We start from the raw sequence: 21,280 nt of genomic DNA, 5'->3' as shown, positions 1-21,280 counted from the left end.
ACTGGGATTTTCTGTTATTCCAGCCCTCTAAGTCCCACAAAACTCCCCCATCCATGCTATAATAGAGACATGAAAAAAAATAAATTATTATTAATCGATGGCTCTTCGGTAGCCTTCCGTGCTTTCTTTGCACTTTATAATCAAATTGATCGTTTTAAGAGTCCGACAGGTCTTCACACCAATGCTATCTATGGCTTCAATCTCATGCTGGACCACATGATGAAGCGGATTGAGCCGACCCACATTCTTGTAGCTTTTGATGCTGGAAAGACCACTTTCCGTACGGAGATGTATGCAGACTATAAGGCAGGTCGTGCCAAGACTCCAGACGAATTCCGTGAGCAGTTTCCTTTTATCCGTCAGATGTTGGATGCCATGGGAGTCAAGCATTACGAACTGGATCAGTACGAGGCAGACGATATTATCGGTACCTTGGACAAAATGGCAGAGCGGACAGAGATTCCTTTCGATGTGACCATTGTTAGCGGTGATAAGGACTTGATCCAGCTGACAGACGAAAACACCGTTGTCGAGATTTCTAAGAAAGGCGTAGCCGAATTCGAAGAATTTACCCCAGCCTACCTCATGGAAAAAATGGGCATTACCCCTACTCAGTTTATTGACCTCAAGGCTCTAATGGGAGATAAGTCCGATAACATTCCTGGCGTGACCAAAATCGGTGAAAAAACAGGCCTAAAACTCCTGACAGAATTTGGTTCTTTGGATGGTATCTACGAAAACATTGACAGCATGAAGGCTTCTAAGATGAAAGAAAACCTGATTGCTGATAAGGAGAAGGCCTTCCTATCTCGTACACTTGCTACGATTGATACTCAGGCACCAATCGAAATTGGTCTGGATGACATTGTTTATCAAGGTCCAAAGCTAAAAGAGCTAGGACAATTCTACGATGATATGGGCTTCAAGCAATTAAGGGCTCAGTTAGGTACGACCAGCTCGCAAGAGGAAGCGGTACTCGATTTCCAAATCGTAACGGAAATCAGCCCCGCTATGCTCAAACAAGACCAGTTTTTCTATTTTGAAATCTTGGGTGAAAATTATCACCGAGAGGATTTGGTTGGTTTAGCTTGGGGGGATAAGGAGAAAATCTATGTCGGAGGGCCTGAGCTACTTGATAGTCCAGTCTTGCGTGACTTTTTAGAAAACCAAACCATAAAAACCTATGATTTTAAGCGTGGAAAAGTTCTTCTCGACCGAAAAGAGATTACGCTACCTCCAGCTACTTTCGATAGCCGTCTAGCCAAATACTTGCTTTCCACCGTTGAGGACAATTCCCTAACAACCATTGCCAACCTCTATGGTCAGACCAGTCTTGTTCCAGATGAGGCAGTTTATGGCAAGGGTGCTAAGTTAGACTTGCCTGAACGCGAGGTCTTTTTCCCACACTTGGCACGTAAGGTTCAGGTTTTGATTGAGACAGAAGAGCCGATGTTGACCAAATTAGAAGAAAATCAGCAATTAGATCTTTTGTTTGACATGGAGTTGCCACTGGCAAATGTTTTAGCTAAGATGGAAATTGCTGGTATTAAAGTGGAAGCTGAGACTCTCAAAGCTATGCAATCTGAAAACGAAGTTTTGATTGACCAGTTGACCAAGGAAATCTATGAACTAGCTGGTCAGGAATTTAATATCAATTCGCCTAAGCAGCTTGGGACCATTCTCTTTGAAGATATGGGACTACCGTTGGAATATACCAAGAAAACCAAGACAGGCTATTCAACAGCAGTAGATGTCTTAGAACGATTAGCGCCAATTGCACCAGTTGTTTCAAAAATCTTGGAATACCGTCAGATTACCAAGCTTCAATCAACTTATGTAGTCGGCTTGCAGGATGCCATTTTAGAAGATGGTAAGATCCATACCCGCTATGTACAGGATTTGACACAAACAGGTCGTCTATCTTCGACGGACCCTAACTTGCAAAATATTCCTGTTCGTCTAGAACAAGGGCGCTTGATTCGTAAGGCATTTGTGCCATCGCTTGAAAATAGTGTCCTTTTAGCATCGGACTATTCACAGATTGAATTGCGCGTCTTGGCTCATATTTCTCAGGACAAGCATTTGATTGAGGCCTTCCAGCAAGGTGCAGATATTCACACTTCGACAGCTATGCGGGTCTTCGGTATCGAAAAAGCTGAGGATGTGACACCAAATGACCGTCGGAATGCCAAGGCTGTAAACTTCGGTGTCGTCTATGGTATTTCAGATTTCGGTCTATCCAATAACTTGGGGATTACACGTAAGGAAGCTAAAGCCTATATCGATACCTATTTTGAACGCTTCCCAGGAATTAAGAATTACATGGAAACCATTGTTCGTGAGGCACGTGATAAGGGTTATGTAGAGACGATTTACAAACGCCGTCGTGAATTACCAGATATAAACTCTCGCAATTTCAATGTCCGTAATTTTGCGGAACGAACAGCTATCAACTCACCAATTCAAGGTTCGGCCGCAGATATTCTCAAAGTAGCCATGATTAATCTTGACAAGGCTTTGACAGAAGCAGGTCTTGCGACACGTATGTTATTGCAAGTACACGATGAGATTGTTTTGGAAGTCCCAGTGGCAGAGCTAGAAACGGTAAAAGCCATGGTAAAAGAGACCATGGAAGCGGCGATTAGCCTGTCTGTACCATTGATTGCGGATGAAAATGAGGGACCGACATGGTATGAAGCTAAGTAAGAAAGGAAGAGCATGAAAAAGATAGTTCTTTGTATTGGTCTATGTAGTCTTCTGCTCGTAGGTTGTGGAAAAACAGCGCAGAAGGCAGAGAAAACACCAGCTTCCTCAGGGGAAGAGTTTTCAACCACTTTACCGATTTTGCAAGAAAAGCAGGATACTACGAACGAACAGTTCAATGTTTTAGCAAATGCAGAGCTTGTAGCTGTTAATAGTACACCACCTGCTGACGAAACACAAAAAGGCCACAAGATTTATGCGGCCAATAATGGTGTTGCTGAAAAAGATGAAAATGGGAATATCAAGGAATATTTCCGTTATTATGATGTGCCATCTACTTGGACAATTAATGCAGAAAATACTCAGGATGAGACCGTCGCTGCAGTCTATGATGTTAAAGAAGGTTCCAGCAATTACATGGTCCAACTCTATAATATCAATGCTTTTAATCAGTCTCCATTGGAAGACGGTCGCAATATGACGCCGGAGGAATTAGAAGCACGGATGCTTGAAACAAATCATTCTTTCAGTGAAAAGACGGTTGTCACAATCAATGGTCAGGAATGGCAGGTTGGGCGACAGTTATTAACAGATCAAAAATTAGCTCGTCTGACTTTTTATCGGATGGAATCAACAGCTGCTTATGATGACTCCGTGGTTGTGGGTTCAATCTATTATTCCTTAGATCCAGGAACCGATAAAGATCGGACCAATCTTAAAAAGGTTATCGGGCAAGTTAAGGATGTCGTGTACCAAATTGCTAAAAAATAATCAAGGTAGACAAGCTATAATCAGTAACGAGTTATAGTCTTTTAGTTTACTTTTAGTAGTAGGCAACGAGCTGCAGGCTGTACTGGAGTACGGCAAAGCGAGTTAACGAAGTAATAAAAGAAAAACTAAATGACGATAAAACTGACAAGTTTGTGTTATAGCAACCTTTATTCATTAAACTTTTATTGATTCTAACATTTAATATACATTAAAGGAGGTCTCTATGTCTTATTCCTTCCAAAATCCTAGTCAGGACATTATCTTTGACTATTTGAAAAATGCTAAGACCATTGCGGTGGTCGGTTTGTCTAGTCGAGAAGAGACAGCAGCCTACCGCGTTTCCAAGCTCATGCAGGAAGCGGGCTATAAAATTATTCCAGTTAATCCCAAGGCTGCTGGTGGGACTATTTTAGGAGAATTGGTCTATAGTAGTCTAGCAGAGATTGACCAACCTATTGATATTGTAGATATTTTCCGTAGAAGTGAATTTTTACCAGAGGTAGCACAGGAATTTATCCAGTCAAACGCCAAAGTTTTCTGGGCTCAACTTGGTTTAGAAAGTCAAGAAGCAGAAAAACTGTTGCGTCAGGCAGGTCGTAACGATATTGTCATGAATAAATGTATCAAGATTGAATATCTTGAAATGAAAGAACAATACGAATAAGTCGGGTATATTTATCCGACTTTTTTCATCGAAAAAGCAGCTCAATGAACCATTGAACTGCTGGATGACTCTAAGTGAGGAACGCTTAGAATTGGAACAAATTACTACACATGGCGTAAAAATAGAAAGGAAGAAATCTGCTCCAATACCAAGCAGGCTAAAATAGTCCTTTGTCGCTCCTCAGTCATAGTATAACACAATCCAAATGTTTGTACCAATTATTACTATATTTTTTTCTTAAATATCAACATAAAAAGCGTGTATAAAAATAAGAGCATATATCGCTCTTACTTTTATACGTAACTCATTTTCTTAGCCTGATCATCTAAAATTTCTTCATGGAAGTGCATTTGTGCAGCATAGTGATACGGCCATACATATAAACCAGCCAGGCCAAATGTAATAATGACAAGAAGGAACCAGCCAATGAAGGATAAATCAAGTGTAAAGCGTTTAAACTTGTAACCTTTCATCAACTTTCGACTAGACCGAATGATTGAAAAGGCACTTGTATATTCTTCGCGTTCCAATTGTTCAAACAAGATATATTCTACCTGTGAGTAGGTATAGATTTGTGGAATATAAAGAGCCAACCCTAAAAGCATAAGTAGGATACCTCCCATAGCCATTAGCCCCAGTATGGCAAGGATTTCCATAGGAAGCGCATTAGGATCCAAGGTTTGACTGGATGCAGCTATAATTGTAATCATCGTTCCAGCACCGATAAGTAGACCGATGCCAAGGTAAAACAGGAGTCCCCAAAGGAAGAGCAAGAAACTTTTTAAAATGTAGGTCCGAAAGATTTTCCAGAAATCTTTATGATTGAAAATGCTCAAGGAATCTTTGAATGATGTGGAAGTTTTTACCCCTTTGATAAGATGAAATATAGTGCATATAATGGATAAGTGCAATAGTCCTAATAGCAATCCGTAAAATATTGGAAACAAGGAGGTAGAAATAAAGTAGCTAGGACTAGCAAGTTCCTCAGCCGACACTCCAGCAAGGCTATTGCGAGAGAAAGAAATTAACTGAACGATAACAGAAATAGTGACGGGGATGACGGCCACTTGATAGATACCAGGTGTCTCGTTTAGTGTTTGGCGAGCCCGCTCACGTATATTAGAAATTGTAAACATCTACATAACCTCCTTACCCAACATTGTAACATAATTCTAGATGACAAGCTAGGCTTTTTTTGATAGACTGGAAGGTGCTGTGGTAATTTGTCAGTTTGTTGTGATGTGCCTATCTATTTACTATTAAATTAAGTAGAAGACAAGGTAAATATCGCTGAAATAAGCGAGAACATTTAAGACATTCTGATGGATTAGACCATGCAAGATTAAGAAACTGTATTCACAGTAAAGTGCTTTTATGTATGATATGAAAGAGCTGAACTGTGAATACAGAACTAATATCCTAGGACTGTTTTTCCTAGCGGGAGGTAAATAAAACATGACAGATGTTCCAATCAAGTATCGCTTGATTAAGAAAGAAAAGCACACAGGTGCACGTTTGGGCGAAATCATTACCCCACACGGGACCTTTCCAACCCCCATGTTTATGCCAGTTGGAACTCAGGCAACGGTAAAAACCATATCGCCTGAAGAATTGGAGGCGATGGGTTCAGGAATTATTCTATCCAATACCTATCATTTGTGGCTTCGTCCAGGTGACGAATTGGTGGCGCGTGCAGGTGGTTTGCACAAGTTTATGAATTGGGATCAACCGATTCTGACTGACTCTGGTGGTTTCCAGGTTTATTCTTTGGCGGATAGTCGCAATATCTCAGAAGAAGGTGTGACCTTCAAAAACCATCTCAATGGTAGTAAGATGTTCCTGTCACCTGAAAAAGCTATCTCTATTCAGAACAATCTTGGCTCTGATATTATGATGAGCTTTGATGAGTGTCCGCAGTTCTACCAGCCTTATGACTATGTAAAAAAATCCATCGAAAGAACAAGTCGTTGGGCAGAACGTGGTCTCAAGGCTCACCGCCGTCCGCATGACCAAGGCTTATTTGGTATTGTACAAGGTGCTGGTTTTGAAGATCTCCGTCGCCAATCAGCCCATGATTTGGTTAGCATGGATTTTCCAGGTTACTCTATTGGAGGATTGGCTGTTGGTGAAACACACGCTGAAATGAATGCTGTACTGGACTTCACGACCCCTCTTTTACCAGAGAATAAACCACGCTACCTCATGGGTGTTGGAGCACCAGATAGCTTGATTGATGGCGTAATTCGTGGGGTTGATATGTTTGACTGTGTATTACCAACACGTATTGCGCGTAATGGAACCTGTATGACCAGTCGTGGACGTCTTGTAGTGAAAAATGCTCAGTTCGCTGAGGACTTTACACCGTTAGATCCAGAGTGCGATTGCTACACATGTAAAAACTATACACGTGCGTATCTCCGCCATTTACTTAAGGCTGACGAGACATTTGGTATTCGTTTGACAAGTTATCACAATCTCTACTTCTTGATTAATTTGATGAAGAATGTCCGTCAAGCAATCATGGATGACAACCTTTTGGAATTCCGTCAAGACTTTATGGAAAAATACGGTTACGGTAAAAACGGACGAAATTTTTAATGCTATTAGAACTCCCTATTATTTGTAGGGAGTTTGTTTTATTCAATAGATGATTTCTATCTGTTTTTTGTGTAAATAATGATGTTCGGATTATAAAAAACATTGAAAAATTGTATGGTTAAAATAAATGAATATATTTCAAGATAATAGGAAGTATTATTCACTAAAATATTAAAAAAAATAATATAGCAACCGATTACATCTGTTTATAATGAAGAGGTTTAAGAAAAAAAGAATAAATATTCAAAAATATAGTAGTTGTTTGTAGAAATCTCCTGCTATGAAAAAATAGATACAAAAGACAAAAAAACGAACAAAAAGATATTTTTATAAGAAAATGTTCAAGAAATAATATATTAAATGTTAATTCTTAATAAAAAGTACACAAAAAAAACAAAATAATCCTAAGCCATTTTGATTGACGAAATATATGATAGGATATATAATTAGCTTATAGATTTTCGCTTTATTATATGAGGTGGATGTCAAAAAATTTAGGGGAGAATTTAGACATATGTTTAAAGATCAATCAAAAAAGATGATCAAGAAGCAGGAGTATTTCTCGTTGCGCAAATTTAAGCGTGGACTTGCTTCTGTTACTGTAGGTGCGACGTTATTTATGGCAGGCGCAGCGGTGGAATCTTTCGTTGCACCGCAAGTAGTTGTTTATGCAGCGGAGGAAACTTATTCTGCAAATGGAGAATGGACATTTACAGATACGATTCCATCAGACAATCCAAATGTGAACCCACAAATGACAGCGTGGGCCTACACACCACATACAACTGCTGAATCAACTATTACTGAACAAGATGGTTCAACTGTAACTGTAACTGCAACTATCACACCGACAAATGGTAATGAAGTTGGTGTCAGCTACCTAGTGCCTGGTGAGAGCCAAGCAGCTTACAGCGCTACACCAGATATGTTGGCAGGAACTCCTGAACCTGCATCTATTCCAGCGATGGGGATTTACCTTCAGCCATCACCTTCAACTCCAGCTGCGGATCTTTCTGAAAAACTGAACTATAGTGGTGAAGTTGAGAATGCTGAGTTGACATTGACTTTTAGCGAAGAAGTAACTAACCCAATCATCGACCTTTCAGGTATTGGTGGTAGTGGTAAGGCAATTGTCGATGATGTCAAAACAGGTGAAGTATTCCTTGCTAGAGGATCATTTAATAGTACAAACTTTAAACTTGTCACACCTGATGTTAAGTTTGAAAAACTAACAGGAACAAACTTGACAGTTACAGATACAACTATTAATGTAACTGAAAAGAACACCTATGATAAAGCAGTCGTTGGAAACGATGATATGTATCTATGGGATTACCGTCTTCCTAACTTGGTACCGGCTGGTACTGGTTCAATCCGATTGGTAGGTACATTTAAACAAGTAACCTTCAAACTTTTCCATCAATCAACTCCATTTACAGAGTATCCAACGGAAACTTATAAAACTGACCCAGTATTCTTCAACAGCACTAGCTATGGAGATGGTGTCAACGGTTTGAATAAATTCTGGTCAGAAAAAGTTGAAGATGTAGGTAATTCAACGACAAACGCAGACCTTCTTCGTTTCTCAGTTCGTTTGAGTAATACTAAGTACGGTTCAGTAGTTGTTAACTATGTCGATACTGAAGGTAACGTAATCGGTACAGAGTTCAAAGACACTACAAACCAAGCGGTAGGTACAGCCTACGATACAACGGCTGACTCTGGTACAGTCGCATCAGATAAAACAACAGAGCGTCCAGCAGTGATTACCAAAGATGGTAAGACATACAAGTTGGTTGCTAAAGATACAACTGCAACAGTTGGTACGGTAAAAGCTGACGGTAGCTTGGCAGCAAATGGTACAAACTTTAACTTCGGTACAGATGCAGTTTCTGGTACAGTTGCTGAAGGTACTAAATCAATCACTTACGTATATGAAGAAGTGAAAGGTTCAGTTATCGTTGATTACGTTGATACAGACGGGAACAAGATCGGTACTCAGTTTGTTGATACTGCTAACGAATCGATCGGTACTGCTTACAATACAGCAAACGATACAGGTACAAAAGCTTCAACAGACACTTCAGAGCGTCCATCTGTGATTACTAAAGATGGTAAGACTTACAAATTAGTCCCTGCTGGTGACTACAATGTAGGTACTGTTGGAACAGATGGAAACTTGACAGTAACAACTAAAGATTTGGGAACAGATGCAGTTTCAGGTGAAGTTGCTGAAGGTACGAAGAAAGTTACTTACGTATACCAAGAAGTGAAAACTGGATCAGTTGTAGTTGATTACGTTGACACAGAAGGTAATGTTCTTCAGAAACAATACGTTGATTCACCAGAAGGTACTGCTGTAGGTACGGCATATAATGCAGAACAAATCACAGGCACAACTGAAAAACCAGCAGTTATCGAAAAAGATGGTAAAACGTATGAACTTGTTCCTGCAGGTACTTATACAGTTGGTACGGTCGGTGAAGACAATAACCTTACTGCAACAACGACAACATTTGGTGTTGCCCCAGTAACAGGTGAAGTTGTTGAAGGTGTAACAAAAATCACTTACGTCTACAAAGAAAAAGTTGAAGCACCTAAGACAGGTAACGTTGTTATCACTTACGTTGATACAGAGGGTCTTGAGTTGAAGGCAACTGTTAAAGATACAACTGACGGCGAAGTTGGTTCAACTTACAACACTAAAGAATCAGTGGATGAGTATCCAGAAACAATCGAAAAAGATGGCGTGACTTACAAACGTGTCGCTGCAGGCACACACACAGTTGGTGAAACAACAGAAGACGGTCACTTGGTAAGTTCAGATGCGGTAGAAGGAACTGTTGAAGAAGGTACTAAGACAGTTACTTACGTATACGAAAAAGTTGAAACACCAGTCGTTAAGACAGGTTCAGTCGTAGCTCGTTACGTTATTGAGGGTACAGAAACTGAAATCGCAGACGATAAGACAGTTAAACCAACCGATACACCGGTCGATGAAGTCTATGGTGACACCCCACCAGCAACAATCACAAAAGATGGTAAGACTTACGAACTTGTTCGTACACGTACAAATGAAGGTGATGCCCCAGAAAACGGTGTTGTTAAAGAAGGTGAACAAACTATTACATACGAGTACAAAGAAAAAGAAGAAACACCAGTCGTTAAGACAGGTTCAGTCGTAGCTCGTTACGTTATCGAGGGTACAGAGACTGAAATCGCAGACGATAAGACAGTTAAACCAACTGACACACCAGTCGATGAGCCATATGGTGACACCCCACCAGCAACAATCGAAAAAGATGGTAAGACCTACGAACTTGTTCGTACACGTACAAACGAAGGTGACGCCCCAGAAAACGGTGTTGTTAAAGAAGGCGAACAAACCATCACATACGAGTACAAAGAAAAAGTTGAAACGCCAGTTGTTAAGACAGGTTCAGTCGTAGCTCGTTACGTTATCGAAGGTACAGAGACTGAAATCGCAGACGATAAGACAGTTAAACCAACCGATACACCGGTCGATGAAGTCTATGGTGACACCCCACCAGCAACAATCACAAAAGATGGTAAGGCTTACGAACTTGTTCGTACACGTACAAACGAAGGTGACGCCCCAGAAAACGGTGTTGTTAAAGAAGGCGAACAAACCATCACATACGAGTACAAAGAAAAAGTTGAAACACCAGTCGTTAAGACAGGTTCAGTCGTAGCTCGTTACGTTATCGAGGGTACAGAAACTGAAATCGCAGACGATAAGTCAGTCAAACCAACTGATACACCAGTCGATGAGCCTTACGGCGACACCCCACCAGCAACAATCACAAAAGATGGTAAGACTTACGAGCTTGTTCGTACACGTACAAACGAAGGTGACGCCCCAGAAAACGGTGTTGTTAAAGAAGGCGAACAAACTATTACATACGAGTACAAAGAAAAAGAAGAAACCCCAGTTGTTAAGACAGGTTCAGTCGTAGCTCGTTACGTTATCGAAGGCACAGAAACTGAAATCGCAGACGATAAGACAGTTAAACCAACCGATACCCCAGTCGATGAAGTTTATGGTGACACACCTCCAACTACAATCGAAAAAGATGGTAAGACCTACGAACTTGTTCGTACACGTACAAATGAAGGTGACGCCCCAAGCAACGGTACAGTTGTAGAAGGCGAACAAACTATTACATACGAGTACAAAGAAAAAGAAGAAACACCAGTCGTTAAGACAGGTTCAGTCGTAGCTCGTTACGTTATCGAAGGAACAGAGACTGAAATCGCAGACGATAAGACAGTTAAACCAACCGATACCCCAGTCGATGAGCCATACGGCGACACACCTCCAACTACAATTTCATTTGGTGGTAAGACTTATACACTTGTACGCACTCGTACAAATGAAGGCGATGCCCCAAGCAACGGTACAGTTGTAGAAGGTGAACAAACTATCACATACGAGTACAAAGAAGTTGTTGATACACCAGATCCAGTTGAGAAGAAAACAGGTAGCGTCCTTGTTCGTCACATCACTGATAAAGGTGAGGTTCTTGCAGATACAACTGATGTCGTTCGTGATGGTGAAGTAGGTTCAACCTATGAAACAACAGTTGGTAATTTCGAAGGCTACACATTTGTTAAAGTTGATGAAACAGGCGCAACACCAACAGGTGAAGTTGAAGAAGGTGAGAAGACTGTAGTTTACATCTATACTAAAGTTGAAACACCAGTTGTTAAGACAGGTTCAGTAGTAGCTCGTTACGTTATCGAAGGAACAGAAACTGAAATCGCAGACGATAAGACAGTTAAACCAACCGATACACCAGTAGATGAAGTCTATGGTGACACTCCACCAGCTACTATCACAAAAGATGGTAAGACTTACGAGCTTGTTCGTACACGTACAAATGAAGGTGATGCCCCAAGCAACGGTACAGTTGTAGAAGGTGAACAAACTATCACATACGAGTACAAAGAGAAAGTCGAAACACCAGTTGTTCCACCAGTAGTTGAAAAACAAGGTAAAGTAATTGTTCATTATGTTGATGAAAATGGTAATGTTATCAAGACACCAGTAGTTGATACTGAGAACGGTACAGTGGGCGGAGACTACGATACTTCAGACAATCGTCCAAAAGTGATTGTATTCAATGGAAAACGCTACATTCTTGTAGAATCTCGTATTCCAAATAATGCAAAAGGTAAAGTAGTTGAAGGTGAAACTCATGTAACTTACGTTTATAAGCAAGAAAATGAGGAGCCAACAACACCTACAACACCTACTACTCCAACAACACCTAACCAACCAACAACTCCGTCAACTACACCGGTGACTGAGACAACAAAAGTAACACCTAAGACAAGTGCAATCTTGCCAGAAACAGGTGAAAGCACATCTGCACTTGCATTGGTAGGTTTAGCTTTGTTGGGTACAGTTGCAGTGGCGTCACGTCGTCGCAAAGAAAAATAAACAGATTAAGCATTAATCTGATTGGAATGAATAAATTCTGAATTAGTTATTATGCTTCAACATTAGAGTTTTCTCTAGTGTTGAAGCTATTTTATTTTTATACATAAACATTCATTGAAGTGAATGTGGGGGAAAATAATTTTTGTAGACTTTCATATCTTATGAGTTACAATTGTTGGGGGAAGCGACAGGATCGTTAAGCAGTTAAACTGGATGAGAGTCTAACAATGGAACGAGGAAAGAATGAAGAAAACACAAAAATATATGAGTGAGACGAGCCGTAAAACCCGTGTAAAAATGCATAAGGCTGGAAAGCACTGGGTACGTACTGTTATGACTCAAATTGGCTTTATCAAATTTAAGCGATCTGCAAGAGAGATAGATGAGTATGCTGTAAATTCGGGAATCTCGGATTCTGCTAAAATCCTACGAGGAGTAATTGCTGCAGGAACGGTTCTAGGTGGTGGTCTAGCTTTGGATGAAACGGTCCGAGCAGAGGAAACCACAATGGCATCAGAAGTTGCAACAGATACAACGCTTGGAACGGCGGATACGGTTATTATGGAAACGACTCCGACTGTGGGAACTGCGACAAGTGAAACAACTACTGCGTCTACTGATTCAGTAACCACCTCAGTAGAGACAGCCACTTCAGAAGTTGCTCAAAGTGATAATAGTGTGGCTACTGAGGAAAAAGTCGATAAAAGCCTACTAGAACAAGCAATTGCGTCGTTGAAAGATGCACTGGCTAAGTCGGTTCCAGAAAATGTTGATACAACTACAGATAAATATGCTAAGTACTTGAAAGCTTTGGAAACTGCAGAAGCAGCTTTAACAAAGGCAGAAGCAGCGCTTATAGATGAAACATTGACCCAGGAACAAGTAACGAGCCTTGCGACTTCCTCAGCTCAATCAGCTATTAGTTTGACAGGTCGTATTACCCAGCTTACAACTATGAAAGTAGTTGAGGGGTCTGGTTTCCGTGTATTGGCTTCCACTTCAGTTCTCTCAAATGTTGATATTGAATTGAATGTTCCTGACGCGGCAATCGAGCCAATGGGAGCCAATGGCGGAGATATGTACTCAGTCATTAAATTTACACTTGATGATGCAGCTAAAGCGGGCGATACATTTAAAATTGTCCTTTCTGATACCTTGAATACAACAGGAAATGGTGTTGTTAATGATGCAGTTATTCCAAATATTGTTGTCAATGGAAATATAGTCGCAACAGGAACTTGGGATTACGCAAGCCGTACAATTACCTATACAATGACAGAATATGTGACTAATAATAATAATATTTCTGGACAAATTGAACTCTCGGTATTTGTTGATCAACGAACTGTGCAGAATGAGGGAGTACAAACTTTTAATGTTACGGTAGATGGTGAGACAGTATCAAAATCACAGAATGTAGTCTACTCTAATCCTGCTTCAAATGGTGGCATGTATTCTATTAGGAGCTTTTTCACAAATATTGATCGAAAAGCTGGAACCTATGAACAAGTCGTTTATTTGAACGAAAATGGGATGAACACGAATCTACGCTACAATGATAGCTTGACTGTACGAACGGATACTTCATCAGTTACCTATACTCCTGAGAACTCACAAGTTATTGTTTATAGCGTTCCTGTGGGTGGCTTTATCGACAGTATGGAAGGCGATTTTAGTAAGTATACAGATGTGACGAATAAGACAACTGTAACCTATGCAGCGAACGGTTCATCGATCAAAGTCCAAATGAATGGCCATACGGCATCACCTCTCCTTGTTCTTATAAAATCATCTGTAGATATTGATGCAACAGATAAAATTCATGTTACTTCAATTTACGCTAATAGTTCGAATACGACAGGTGCTATCTGGACAACAGAGAACTCAATCTTTGCGAACTATGCTATTGCTGAGGGTGAGAGTAGAATTTCAACATCAGAGTCGACAAGTAAATCTGAGTCCTTGTCTAATTCAGAGTCAGCAAGTAAGTCTGAGTCCCTGTCTAACTCAGAGTCAGCAAGTAAATCTGAGTCCTTGTCTAATTCAGAGTCAGCAAGTAAATCTGAGTCCTTGTCTAATTCAGAGTCAGCAAGCAAGTCTGAGTCTTTGTCCAATTCAGAATCAGCAAGTAAGTCCGAGTCCTTGTCAAACTCAGAATCGGCAAGTAAGTCCGAGTCCCTGTCTAATTCAGAGTCAGCAAGTAAGTCTGAGTCCCTGTCTAACTCAGAGTCAGTTTCAAGTTCAGAGTCTATTTCAAATTCGATTTCAAACTCATTGTCAGAGTCAGTTCGAGAATCGGTAAGCGAGTCAATTTCTGAATCAGTCCGAGAATCGGTTGTTGAATCAGTATCAGAATCGGTTTCAGAGTCAATCTCTGAGTCCATCTCAGAATCAGTTAGCGAGTCGATTTCAGAATCAGTCTCTGAGTCCATCTCGGAGTCAGTGAGCGAATCGATTTCCGAATCCGTATCTGAATCCATCTCCGAGTCAGTAAGTGAATCTATCTCAGAATCGGTAAGCGAGTCAATTTCTGAATCAGTATCAGAATCCATCTCAGAATCAGTCTCAGAATCAGTCTCAGAATCTATCTCCGAATCGGTAAGCGAGTCTATCTCCGAGTCAGTCAGCGAGTCGATTTCTGAATCTACATCTGAGTCCCTTTCAGAATCAGTTAGTGAATCTATTTCTGAATCCGTCTCAGAATCTATCTCAGAATCGGTCAGCGAGTCGATTTCTGAATCTACATCTGAGTCAATTTCCGAGTCAGTAAGTGAGTCAATTTCAGAATCCGTATCTGAGTCTATTTCTGAGTCAGTCAGCGAATCGATTTCCGAATCCATCTCTGAATCTATCTCAGAGTCAGTAAGTGAATCGATTTCAGAATCTACATCTGAGTCTATCTCAGAATCAGTAAGTGAATCCATCTCAGAATCAGTTAGCGAGTCGATTTCCGAATCAGTCTCTGAGTCCATCTCAGAGTCAGTCAGCGAATCTATTTCAGAATCTACATCTGAATCCATCTCAGAATCAGTGAGTGAGTCCCTTTCCGAATCAGTCTCTGAGTCCATCTCAGAGTCAGTTAGCGAATCCATTTCTGAATCAGTCTCTGAGTCCCTTTCAGAATCAGTGAGTGAGTCCCTTTCAGAATCAGTGAGTGAGTCCCTTTCCGAATCAGTCTCTGAGTCTATCTCCGAGTCAGTTAGCGAATCAATTTCAGAATCCGTATCTGAGTCTATTTCTGAGTCAGTCAGCGAATCGATTTCCGAATCAATCTCTGAATCAATCTCTGAATCTATCTCAGAGTCAGTAAGTGAGTCTATTTCCGAATCCGTCTCAGAATCTATCTCAGAATCAGTAAGTGAATCGATTTCCGAATCCGTATCTGAATCTATCTCTGAATCTACATCTGAGTCCCTTTCAGAATCAGTTAGCGAGTCGATTTCCGAATCAGTCTCTGAGTCCATCTCAGAGTCAGTCAGCGAATCGATTTCCGAATCCGTATCTGAGTCTATCTCCGAGTCAGTAAGTGAGTCCCTTTCAGAATCGGTATCAGAATCCATTTCGGAATCTACATCTGAATCTATCTCTGAATCGGTAAGCGAGTCGATTTCAGAATCTACATCTGAGTCCCTTTCAGAATCAGTAAGTGAATCCATTTCCGAGTCAGTTAGCGAATCGATTTCAGAATCAGTTTCTGAGTCCCTTTCCGAGTCAGTTAGCGAATCAATTTCAGAGTCTACATCTGAGTCTGTCTCAGAATCGGTAAGCGAATCCATTTCGGAATCTACATCTGAGTCCATTTCCGAGTCAGTGAGCGAATCCATTTCCGAATCTGTCTCAGAATCTATCTCTGAATCGGTCAGCGAGTCAATTTCAGAATCTGTATCTGAATCTATCTCCGAGTCAGTCAGCGAGTCAATTTCAGAATCCGTATCAGAATCCATCTCCGAGTCAGTTAGCGAGTCAATTTCAGAATCAGTCAGCGAGTCTATCTCAGAGTCAGTTTCTGAGTCCCTTTCTGAATCAGTTTCTGAATCCATCTCCGAGTCAGTGAGCGAATCTATTTCTGAATCTACATCTGAGTCCCTTTCCGAGTCAGTTAGCGAATCTATTTCGGAATCTACATCTGAATCAATTTCCGAATCCGTCTCAGAGTCAATTTCCGAGTCAGTAAGTGAATCCATTTCGGAATCCGTATCTGAATCTATTTCGGAATCTACATCTGAGTCAATCTCTGAGTCAGTCAGTGAGTCCCTTTCAGAATCGGTATCTGAATCCCTTTCAGAATCAGTTAGCGAGTCTATCTCTGAATCGGTCAGCGAGTCTATTTCAGAATCTGTATCTGAGTCCATCTCCGAGTCGGTAAGCGAGTCTATTTCAGAATCCGTATCTGAGTCCCTTTCCGAGTCAGTGAGCGAATCGATTTCCGAATCCGTCTCAGAATCCATTTCCGAGTCGGTCAGCGAATCGATTTCAGAATCCGTCTCAGAATCTATCTCTGAATCGGTAAGCGAGTCTATTTCAGAATCGGTATCAGAATCCATCTCCGAGTCAGTCAGCGAGTCGATTTCTGAATCCACATCTGAATCTCTTTCAGAGTCAGTCAGCGAATCAATTTCAGAATCTGTATCTGAGTCCCTTTCCGAGTCAGTCAGCGAGTCGATTTCTGAATCCACATCTGAATCTCTTTCAGAGTCAGTCAGCGAATCAATTTCAGAATCTGTATCTGAGTCCCTTTCCGAGTCAGTCAGCGAGTCCATTTCAGAATCCGTCTCTGAGTCAATTTCCGAGTCAGTAAGTGAATCAATTTCCGAATCAGTCTCAGAATCTATCTCCGAGTCAGTAAGTGAATCGATTTCAGAATCTACATCTGAGTCAATTTCCGAGTCAGTAAGTGAGTCGATTTCAGAATCCGTATCTGAGTCAATCTCAGAGTCAGTAAGTGAGTCAATTTCTGAATCAACTTCAGAATCTCTCTCCGAGTCAGTCAGCGAGTCGATTTCTGAATCTGTATCTGAATCTATCTCAGAGTCGGTAAGTGAATCAATTTCCGAATCAGTCTCAGAATCCCTCTCAGAGTCAGTGAGCGAATCGCTTTCAGAATCCCTTTCCGAGTCAGTCAGCGAATCAATTTCCGAATCAGTCTCTGAATCTATTTCAGAATCAGTATCTGAGTCTATCTCAGAGTCGGTCAGCGAATCTATTTCTGAATCTACATCTGAGTCAATTTCCGAGTCAGTGAGCGAATCTATTTCGGAATCTACATCTGAATCAATTTCAGAATCAGTTTCTGAGTCCCTCTCCGAGTCAGTCATCGAGTCGATTTCTGAATCGGTAAGCGAATCGATTTCAGAATCCGTATCTGAGTCAATTTCAGAATCAGTTAGCGAGTCTATCTCTGAGTCAGTGAGTGAATCAATTTCCGAATCAGTATCTGAATCAATTTCAGAGTCAGAATCAACTCCGTCTCGTCAGTCTCAAACTCCGCGTAGACAAGGCGTGTTGCCAAATACAGGTGAACAGTCATCAGCTTGGGCAGGCATGCTTGGAGCGGGTCTTCTTCTTGGTGGTTTGTACAAGAAACGTAAAAAAGAGGAGAAGAAATAGTTCGTCTGAGTTTACGATAAAATATAAAAGTAGCTAGTACAATTTGTACTAGCTACTTTTGTATATAAGAGATTGGAAAGTTTTTTAACGGATAGCACGATGTGATTTTAAATAATTAATTGGAGGTGTGGAGATGCTATTCAAGAGTATACAGCATAAAAAAGAAGGGGGTTACCCTTCAAAATACAAAAGTTCTTTTGGTGTTTTTGTAAAGACTTCAAAGCCATTTTTGGTAACGTAACCACAATCCTCGATACGAACACCAACTTTTCCAGGGATGTAAATACCAGGCTCGACAGAGAAACACATACCTTCTTCGATGACCAAATCATTGCCTTCCATAATCGATGGGAATTCATGGACACTCATTCCCAAACCGTGACCGAGTCGGTGGTTGAAGTACTCGCCATAACCTGCTTTTTCAATCACAGAGCGAGCGGCATAGTCAATCTCGCCAGCAGTCACACCAGGCTTAATCATATTGACAGCCGCCATGTGAGCCTCCAGAGTCAAGTTGTAAATATCTTTTTTAAACTGATCAGGTTTACCGACAGCGACAGTCCGTGTCATATCAGACGTATAGCCCAAAGCTTCCACGCCTAGGTCGAACAATAGCAGAGCGTTGTTCTCGATTTTGTTTGTTGAGGGAATACCATGTGGATTTGCGGCATTGTTGCCTGTTAAGACCATGGTCTCAAAACTCATTTTTGAGATACCCTGCTTTTTCATTTCAAATTCAATCTGAGCAATAATATCCGTTTCGGTTACGTTGAGTGAGATATTGTTAAACCCAACCTGCATAGCCTTATCCGCAAACTCTCCAGCAACCAGCATTTTTTCAATTTCATCACGAGATTTGATCAATTTCATAGTATTAATCAGAGGTGTAATGTCTGAAAATGGTTGGCTAAAGATAGACTGAAGACCATGGTAGCGGGTTAAATTCAAATTATCAAATTCTGCACCGATTGCTGAGAAAGATTTTTGTGGCAATTTGCTCTTGATAATCTGCCATGGATTTTCTGAGTCCATATAGCCGGCTACAGGAAAGTCAACAGTCGCAACTGCACGTTCTACATCCAAGGCAGGGAGAAAGAGTAGTGAGTCGTGGTCAGGCATAACAAAGAGCATCATGTGGCGCTCATGAGGATCGCTATGATAGCCAGTCAGATAATAGATGCTAACTGGATCAGAGAAGATGGCCAAGTCCATTTTGTTGGCTTCTAAGTAGGATTTAACATGATGTAATTTTGACATAGTGGAGACCTTTCTAGCATGTAGTGGTAAAAAAAGTGAAAGTTTCGTTTATTATATAGACTATTGTTCCAAAAAATGAAAAAAATTGCAAGTATTATCAAAAAAATGGTGTTTTTCTCTTGAAAGTGGTTTCAAAAAGTGATACACTATACTTGAGTGAAAGCGTAATTTTCATAGAACTAGAACTATTGAAAGGGAGTACATAACGTATGTTAAACACTGACGATACGGTAACGATTTATGACGTTGCCCGCGAAGCAGGTGTATCCATGGCGACAGTATCGCGCGTGGTGAACGGGAATAAAAACGTAAAGGAAAATACTCGTAAAAAAGTATTAGAAGTCATCGACCGTTTGGATTATCGTCCAAATGCTGTTGCACGTGGATTGGCCAGCAAGAAGACTACCACTGTGGGGGTTGTGATTCCAAACATTGCTAATGCTTATTTTGCAACCTTGGCCAAAGGTATCGATGATATTGCCGATATGTACAAATACAATATCGTCCTAGCAAACAGTGATGAAAATGATGAGAAAGAAATCAATGTGGTAAATACCCTGTTCTCAAAACAGGTGGACGGAATCATTTTCATGGGCTATCATTTGACAGACAAGATTCGTGCAGAGTTTTCACGCTCACGTACACCGATTGTTTTAGCTGGTACCGTGGACTTGGAGCACCAATTACCTAGTGTCAATATTGACTACGCTGCCGCTAGTGTTGATGCAGTCAATCTATTAGCTAAGAACAACAAGAAAATTGCCTTTGTATCAGGGCCGCTTGTAGATGACATCAATGGTAAAGTTCGTTTTGCAGGCTACAAACAAGGCTTGAAGGACAACGGAATCGAGTTTAACGAAGGATTGGTTTTTGAATCCAAGTATAAATACGAGGAAGGCTACGCTCTAGCAGAACGTATTTTGAATGCCGGAGCAACTGCAGCTTATGTTGCAGAAGATGAGATTGCTGCTGGTCTATTGAATGGTGTCAGTGATATGGGCATCAAGGTTCCAGAAGACTTTGAAATCATTACAAGTGATGATTCCCTAGTGACCAAGTTTACCCGTCCAAACCTGACCTCTATCAATCAGCCGCTATACGATATTGGTGCAATTGCTATGCGCATGCTCACCAAAATCATGCACAAGGAAGAGTTGGAAAACCGTGAGGTAGTTCTTAACCACGGAATCAAAGTACGGAAATCAACTAAGTGATAAATGAAAATAGCACTTCATCTACTGTGAGTGCTATTTTTATAAACTAAGGAATACTCTAATCTATATAAAAATAAAAGAGCAGTCACAGTTAACGTGATTGCTCTCTCTTTTTACCAAGCAAGTGATTAAACGAGTTGTATATTACCTGGGGGAGGATTTACAACATATTTTTGAAAAAATGGTCGTATATTTTTGGGGGAAAATAGTTTGCTAAATGCAACTATAAATATATAAGACCAATCAAATCTAGCATATACTAAAAAGTGAATGGCTAGGTTGATATTCAAATTATTCCGATCACACTTGCTTTATAATAATATCAAAAAAATCTACCAAAAAACCGTGTTTAATGTATTTTTTTTCTGTTTTTTGAAAAAATATCAACATATTTCAACATAAACTCTGTTGATATTACACGGGAAATAGACTATGTTTGATTGATAAAAATATTTTTGAACAGATTAGTTGAATTTTTTTGGGATTATATATATAATATCTTTGCTAAAATGAATATATTTTGCATTTGGAATCACAGAGATCAAGATTACTTACTTTTGTAGCGAATTCATCTGATGAGACCTTCGTTTTTACCAAGCAATTGTGATATTTTATAGAGGCTGTTCGGGGGGACAGTTAGATTGTTTGAATGACAGCTCAATGATTGGAACATATTTGAAAGTAGAAGACTTGTTCTTTCATTAGTTTTCTTACAATGTTTTAATTTTTGAGCAAGATATTTTATTGATTCCACTAGTCACCTTGACATGTTCGTTAATCTATTTTTAACGAAAACAAGCTGTATGAACAAAAAGTTGGACGACACGAACTTTTGTTTCGTAAGCTTAGTGATATGAGGTGGAATTTTTACATTATTTACCTCTGTACAGTTTTGAGTTCTTGCAGAGGCTTTATTTTGTTTCCGATAAAAATAGATAGCGAGTAGGCTTGCGAACGAACGTTTGCGGGCATGTAATCATTTTCGCTAAGAATTAGGAGTTT

General features: G+C 40.3%; 9 protein-coding genes and 1 pseudogene. 8 read left to right on the top strand and 2 right to left on the bottom strand.

Annotated features, from left to right (window positions below; translation table 11 throughout):
• Positions 1-69: 69 nt before the first annotated feature.
• From polA to ODU41_RS07075, 3 genes are all read left to right on the top strand, one after another.
• Positions 70-2,706: a DNA polymerase I gene (gene polA, locus ODU41_RS07085; protein ID WP_398578822.1), complete on the top strand. Its 2,637-nt coding sequence runs from the start codon at positions 70-72 to the stop codon at positions 2,704-2,706.
• Between the two features lie 12 nt (positions 2,707-2,718).
• Positions 2,719-3,474 (top strand): glucose-6-phosphate isomerase, encoded by a 756-nt coding sequence (locus ODU41_RS07080; RefSeq protein ID WP_398578821.1) that lies wholly within the window; start codon positions 2,719-2,721, stop codon positions 3,472-3,474.
• A gap of 223 nt (positions 3,475-3,697) precedes the next feature.
• The gene (locus ODU41_RS07075; protein WP_029172547.1) at positions 3,698-4,138 is read left to right on the top strand and encodes a CoA-binding protein; all 441 of its coding nucleotides are present in this window, start codon (positions 3,698-3,700) and stop codon (positions 4,136-4,138) included.
• A 293-nt stretch (positions 4,139-4,431) separates the two neighbouring features.
• On the opposite strand, the gene ODU41_RS07070 is transcribed toward ODU41_RS07075, so the two are convergent.
• Entirely contained in the window at positions 4,432-5,274 is an 843-nt protein-coding gene (locus ODU41_RS07070) for a DUF975 family protein (RefSeq protein WP_398578820.1), read from the bottom strand.
• Between the two features lie 319 nt (positions 5,275-5,593).
• On the opposite strand from ODU41_RS07070, the gene tgt reads away from it, so the two are divergent.
• The 4 genes and pseudogenes from tgt to ODU41_RS07050 all read left to right on the top strand — a co-directional run bounded on the left by tgt (position 5,594) and on the right by ODU41_RS07050 (position 17,807).
• On the top strand, positions 5,594-6,736 hold the full coding sequence (gene tgt, locus ODU41_RS07065) for a tRNA guanosine(34) transglycosylase Tgt (protein WP_395380277.1): 1,143 nt from the start codon (positions 5,594-5,596) through the stop codon (positions 6,734-6,736).
• A 514-nt stretch (positions 6,737-7,250) separates the two neighbouring features.
• Positions 7,251-12,200, top strand: coding sequence for a MucBP domain-containing protein (locus tag ODU41_RS07060; RefSeq protein WP_395416220.1), 4,950 nt, complete (start codon positions 7,251-7,253; stop codon positions 12,198-12,200).
• A gap of 243 nt (positions 12,201-12,443) precedes the next feature.
• Positions 12,444-15,422, top strand: a pseudogene (locus tag ODU41_RS07055) (Ig-like domain-containing protein); the annotation flags it as partial.
• A gap of 2,184 nt (positions 15,423-17,606) precedes the next feature.
• Positions 17,607-17,807 (top strand): LPXTG cell wall anchor domain-containing protein, encoded by a 201-nt coding sequence (locus ODU41_RS07050; RefSeq protein ID WP_269472430.1) that lies wholly within the window; start codon positions 17,607-17,609, stop codon positions 17,805-17,807.
• 171 nt (positions 17,808-17,978) lie between these two features.
• Here the strand turns inward: ODU41_RS07050 and ODU41_RS07045 are convergent, their stop codons facing one another.
• Entirely contained in the window at positions 17,979-19,064 is a 1,086-nt protein-coding gene (locus tag ODU41_RS07045; RefSeq protein ID WP_336375762.1) for a Xaa-Pro peptidase family protein, read from the bottom strand.
• A 209-nt stretch (positions 19,065-19,273) separates the two neighbouring features.
• On the opposite strand from ODU41_RS07045, the gene ccpA reads away from it, so the two are divergent.
• Complete coding sequence (ccpA, locus tag ODU41_RS07040; protein WP_004298830.1) at positions 19,274-20,278, top strand: catabolite control protein A; 1,005 nt, start codon at positions 19,274-19,276, stop codon at positions 20,276-20,278.
• Positions 20,279-21,280: the final 1,002 nt, after the last annotated feature.

Source organism: Streptococcus sp. 2022WUSS083 (assembly GCF_044427155.1).
Taxonomy (GTDB): domain Bacteria; phylum Bacillota; class Bacilli; order Lactobacillales; family Streptococcaceae; genus Streptococcus; species Streptococcus hashimotonensis.
The sequence above is the reverse complement of the archived record's forward strand: the minus strand, read 5'-3'. Positions and strand labels throughout refer to the sequence as shown.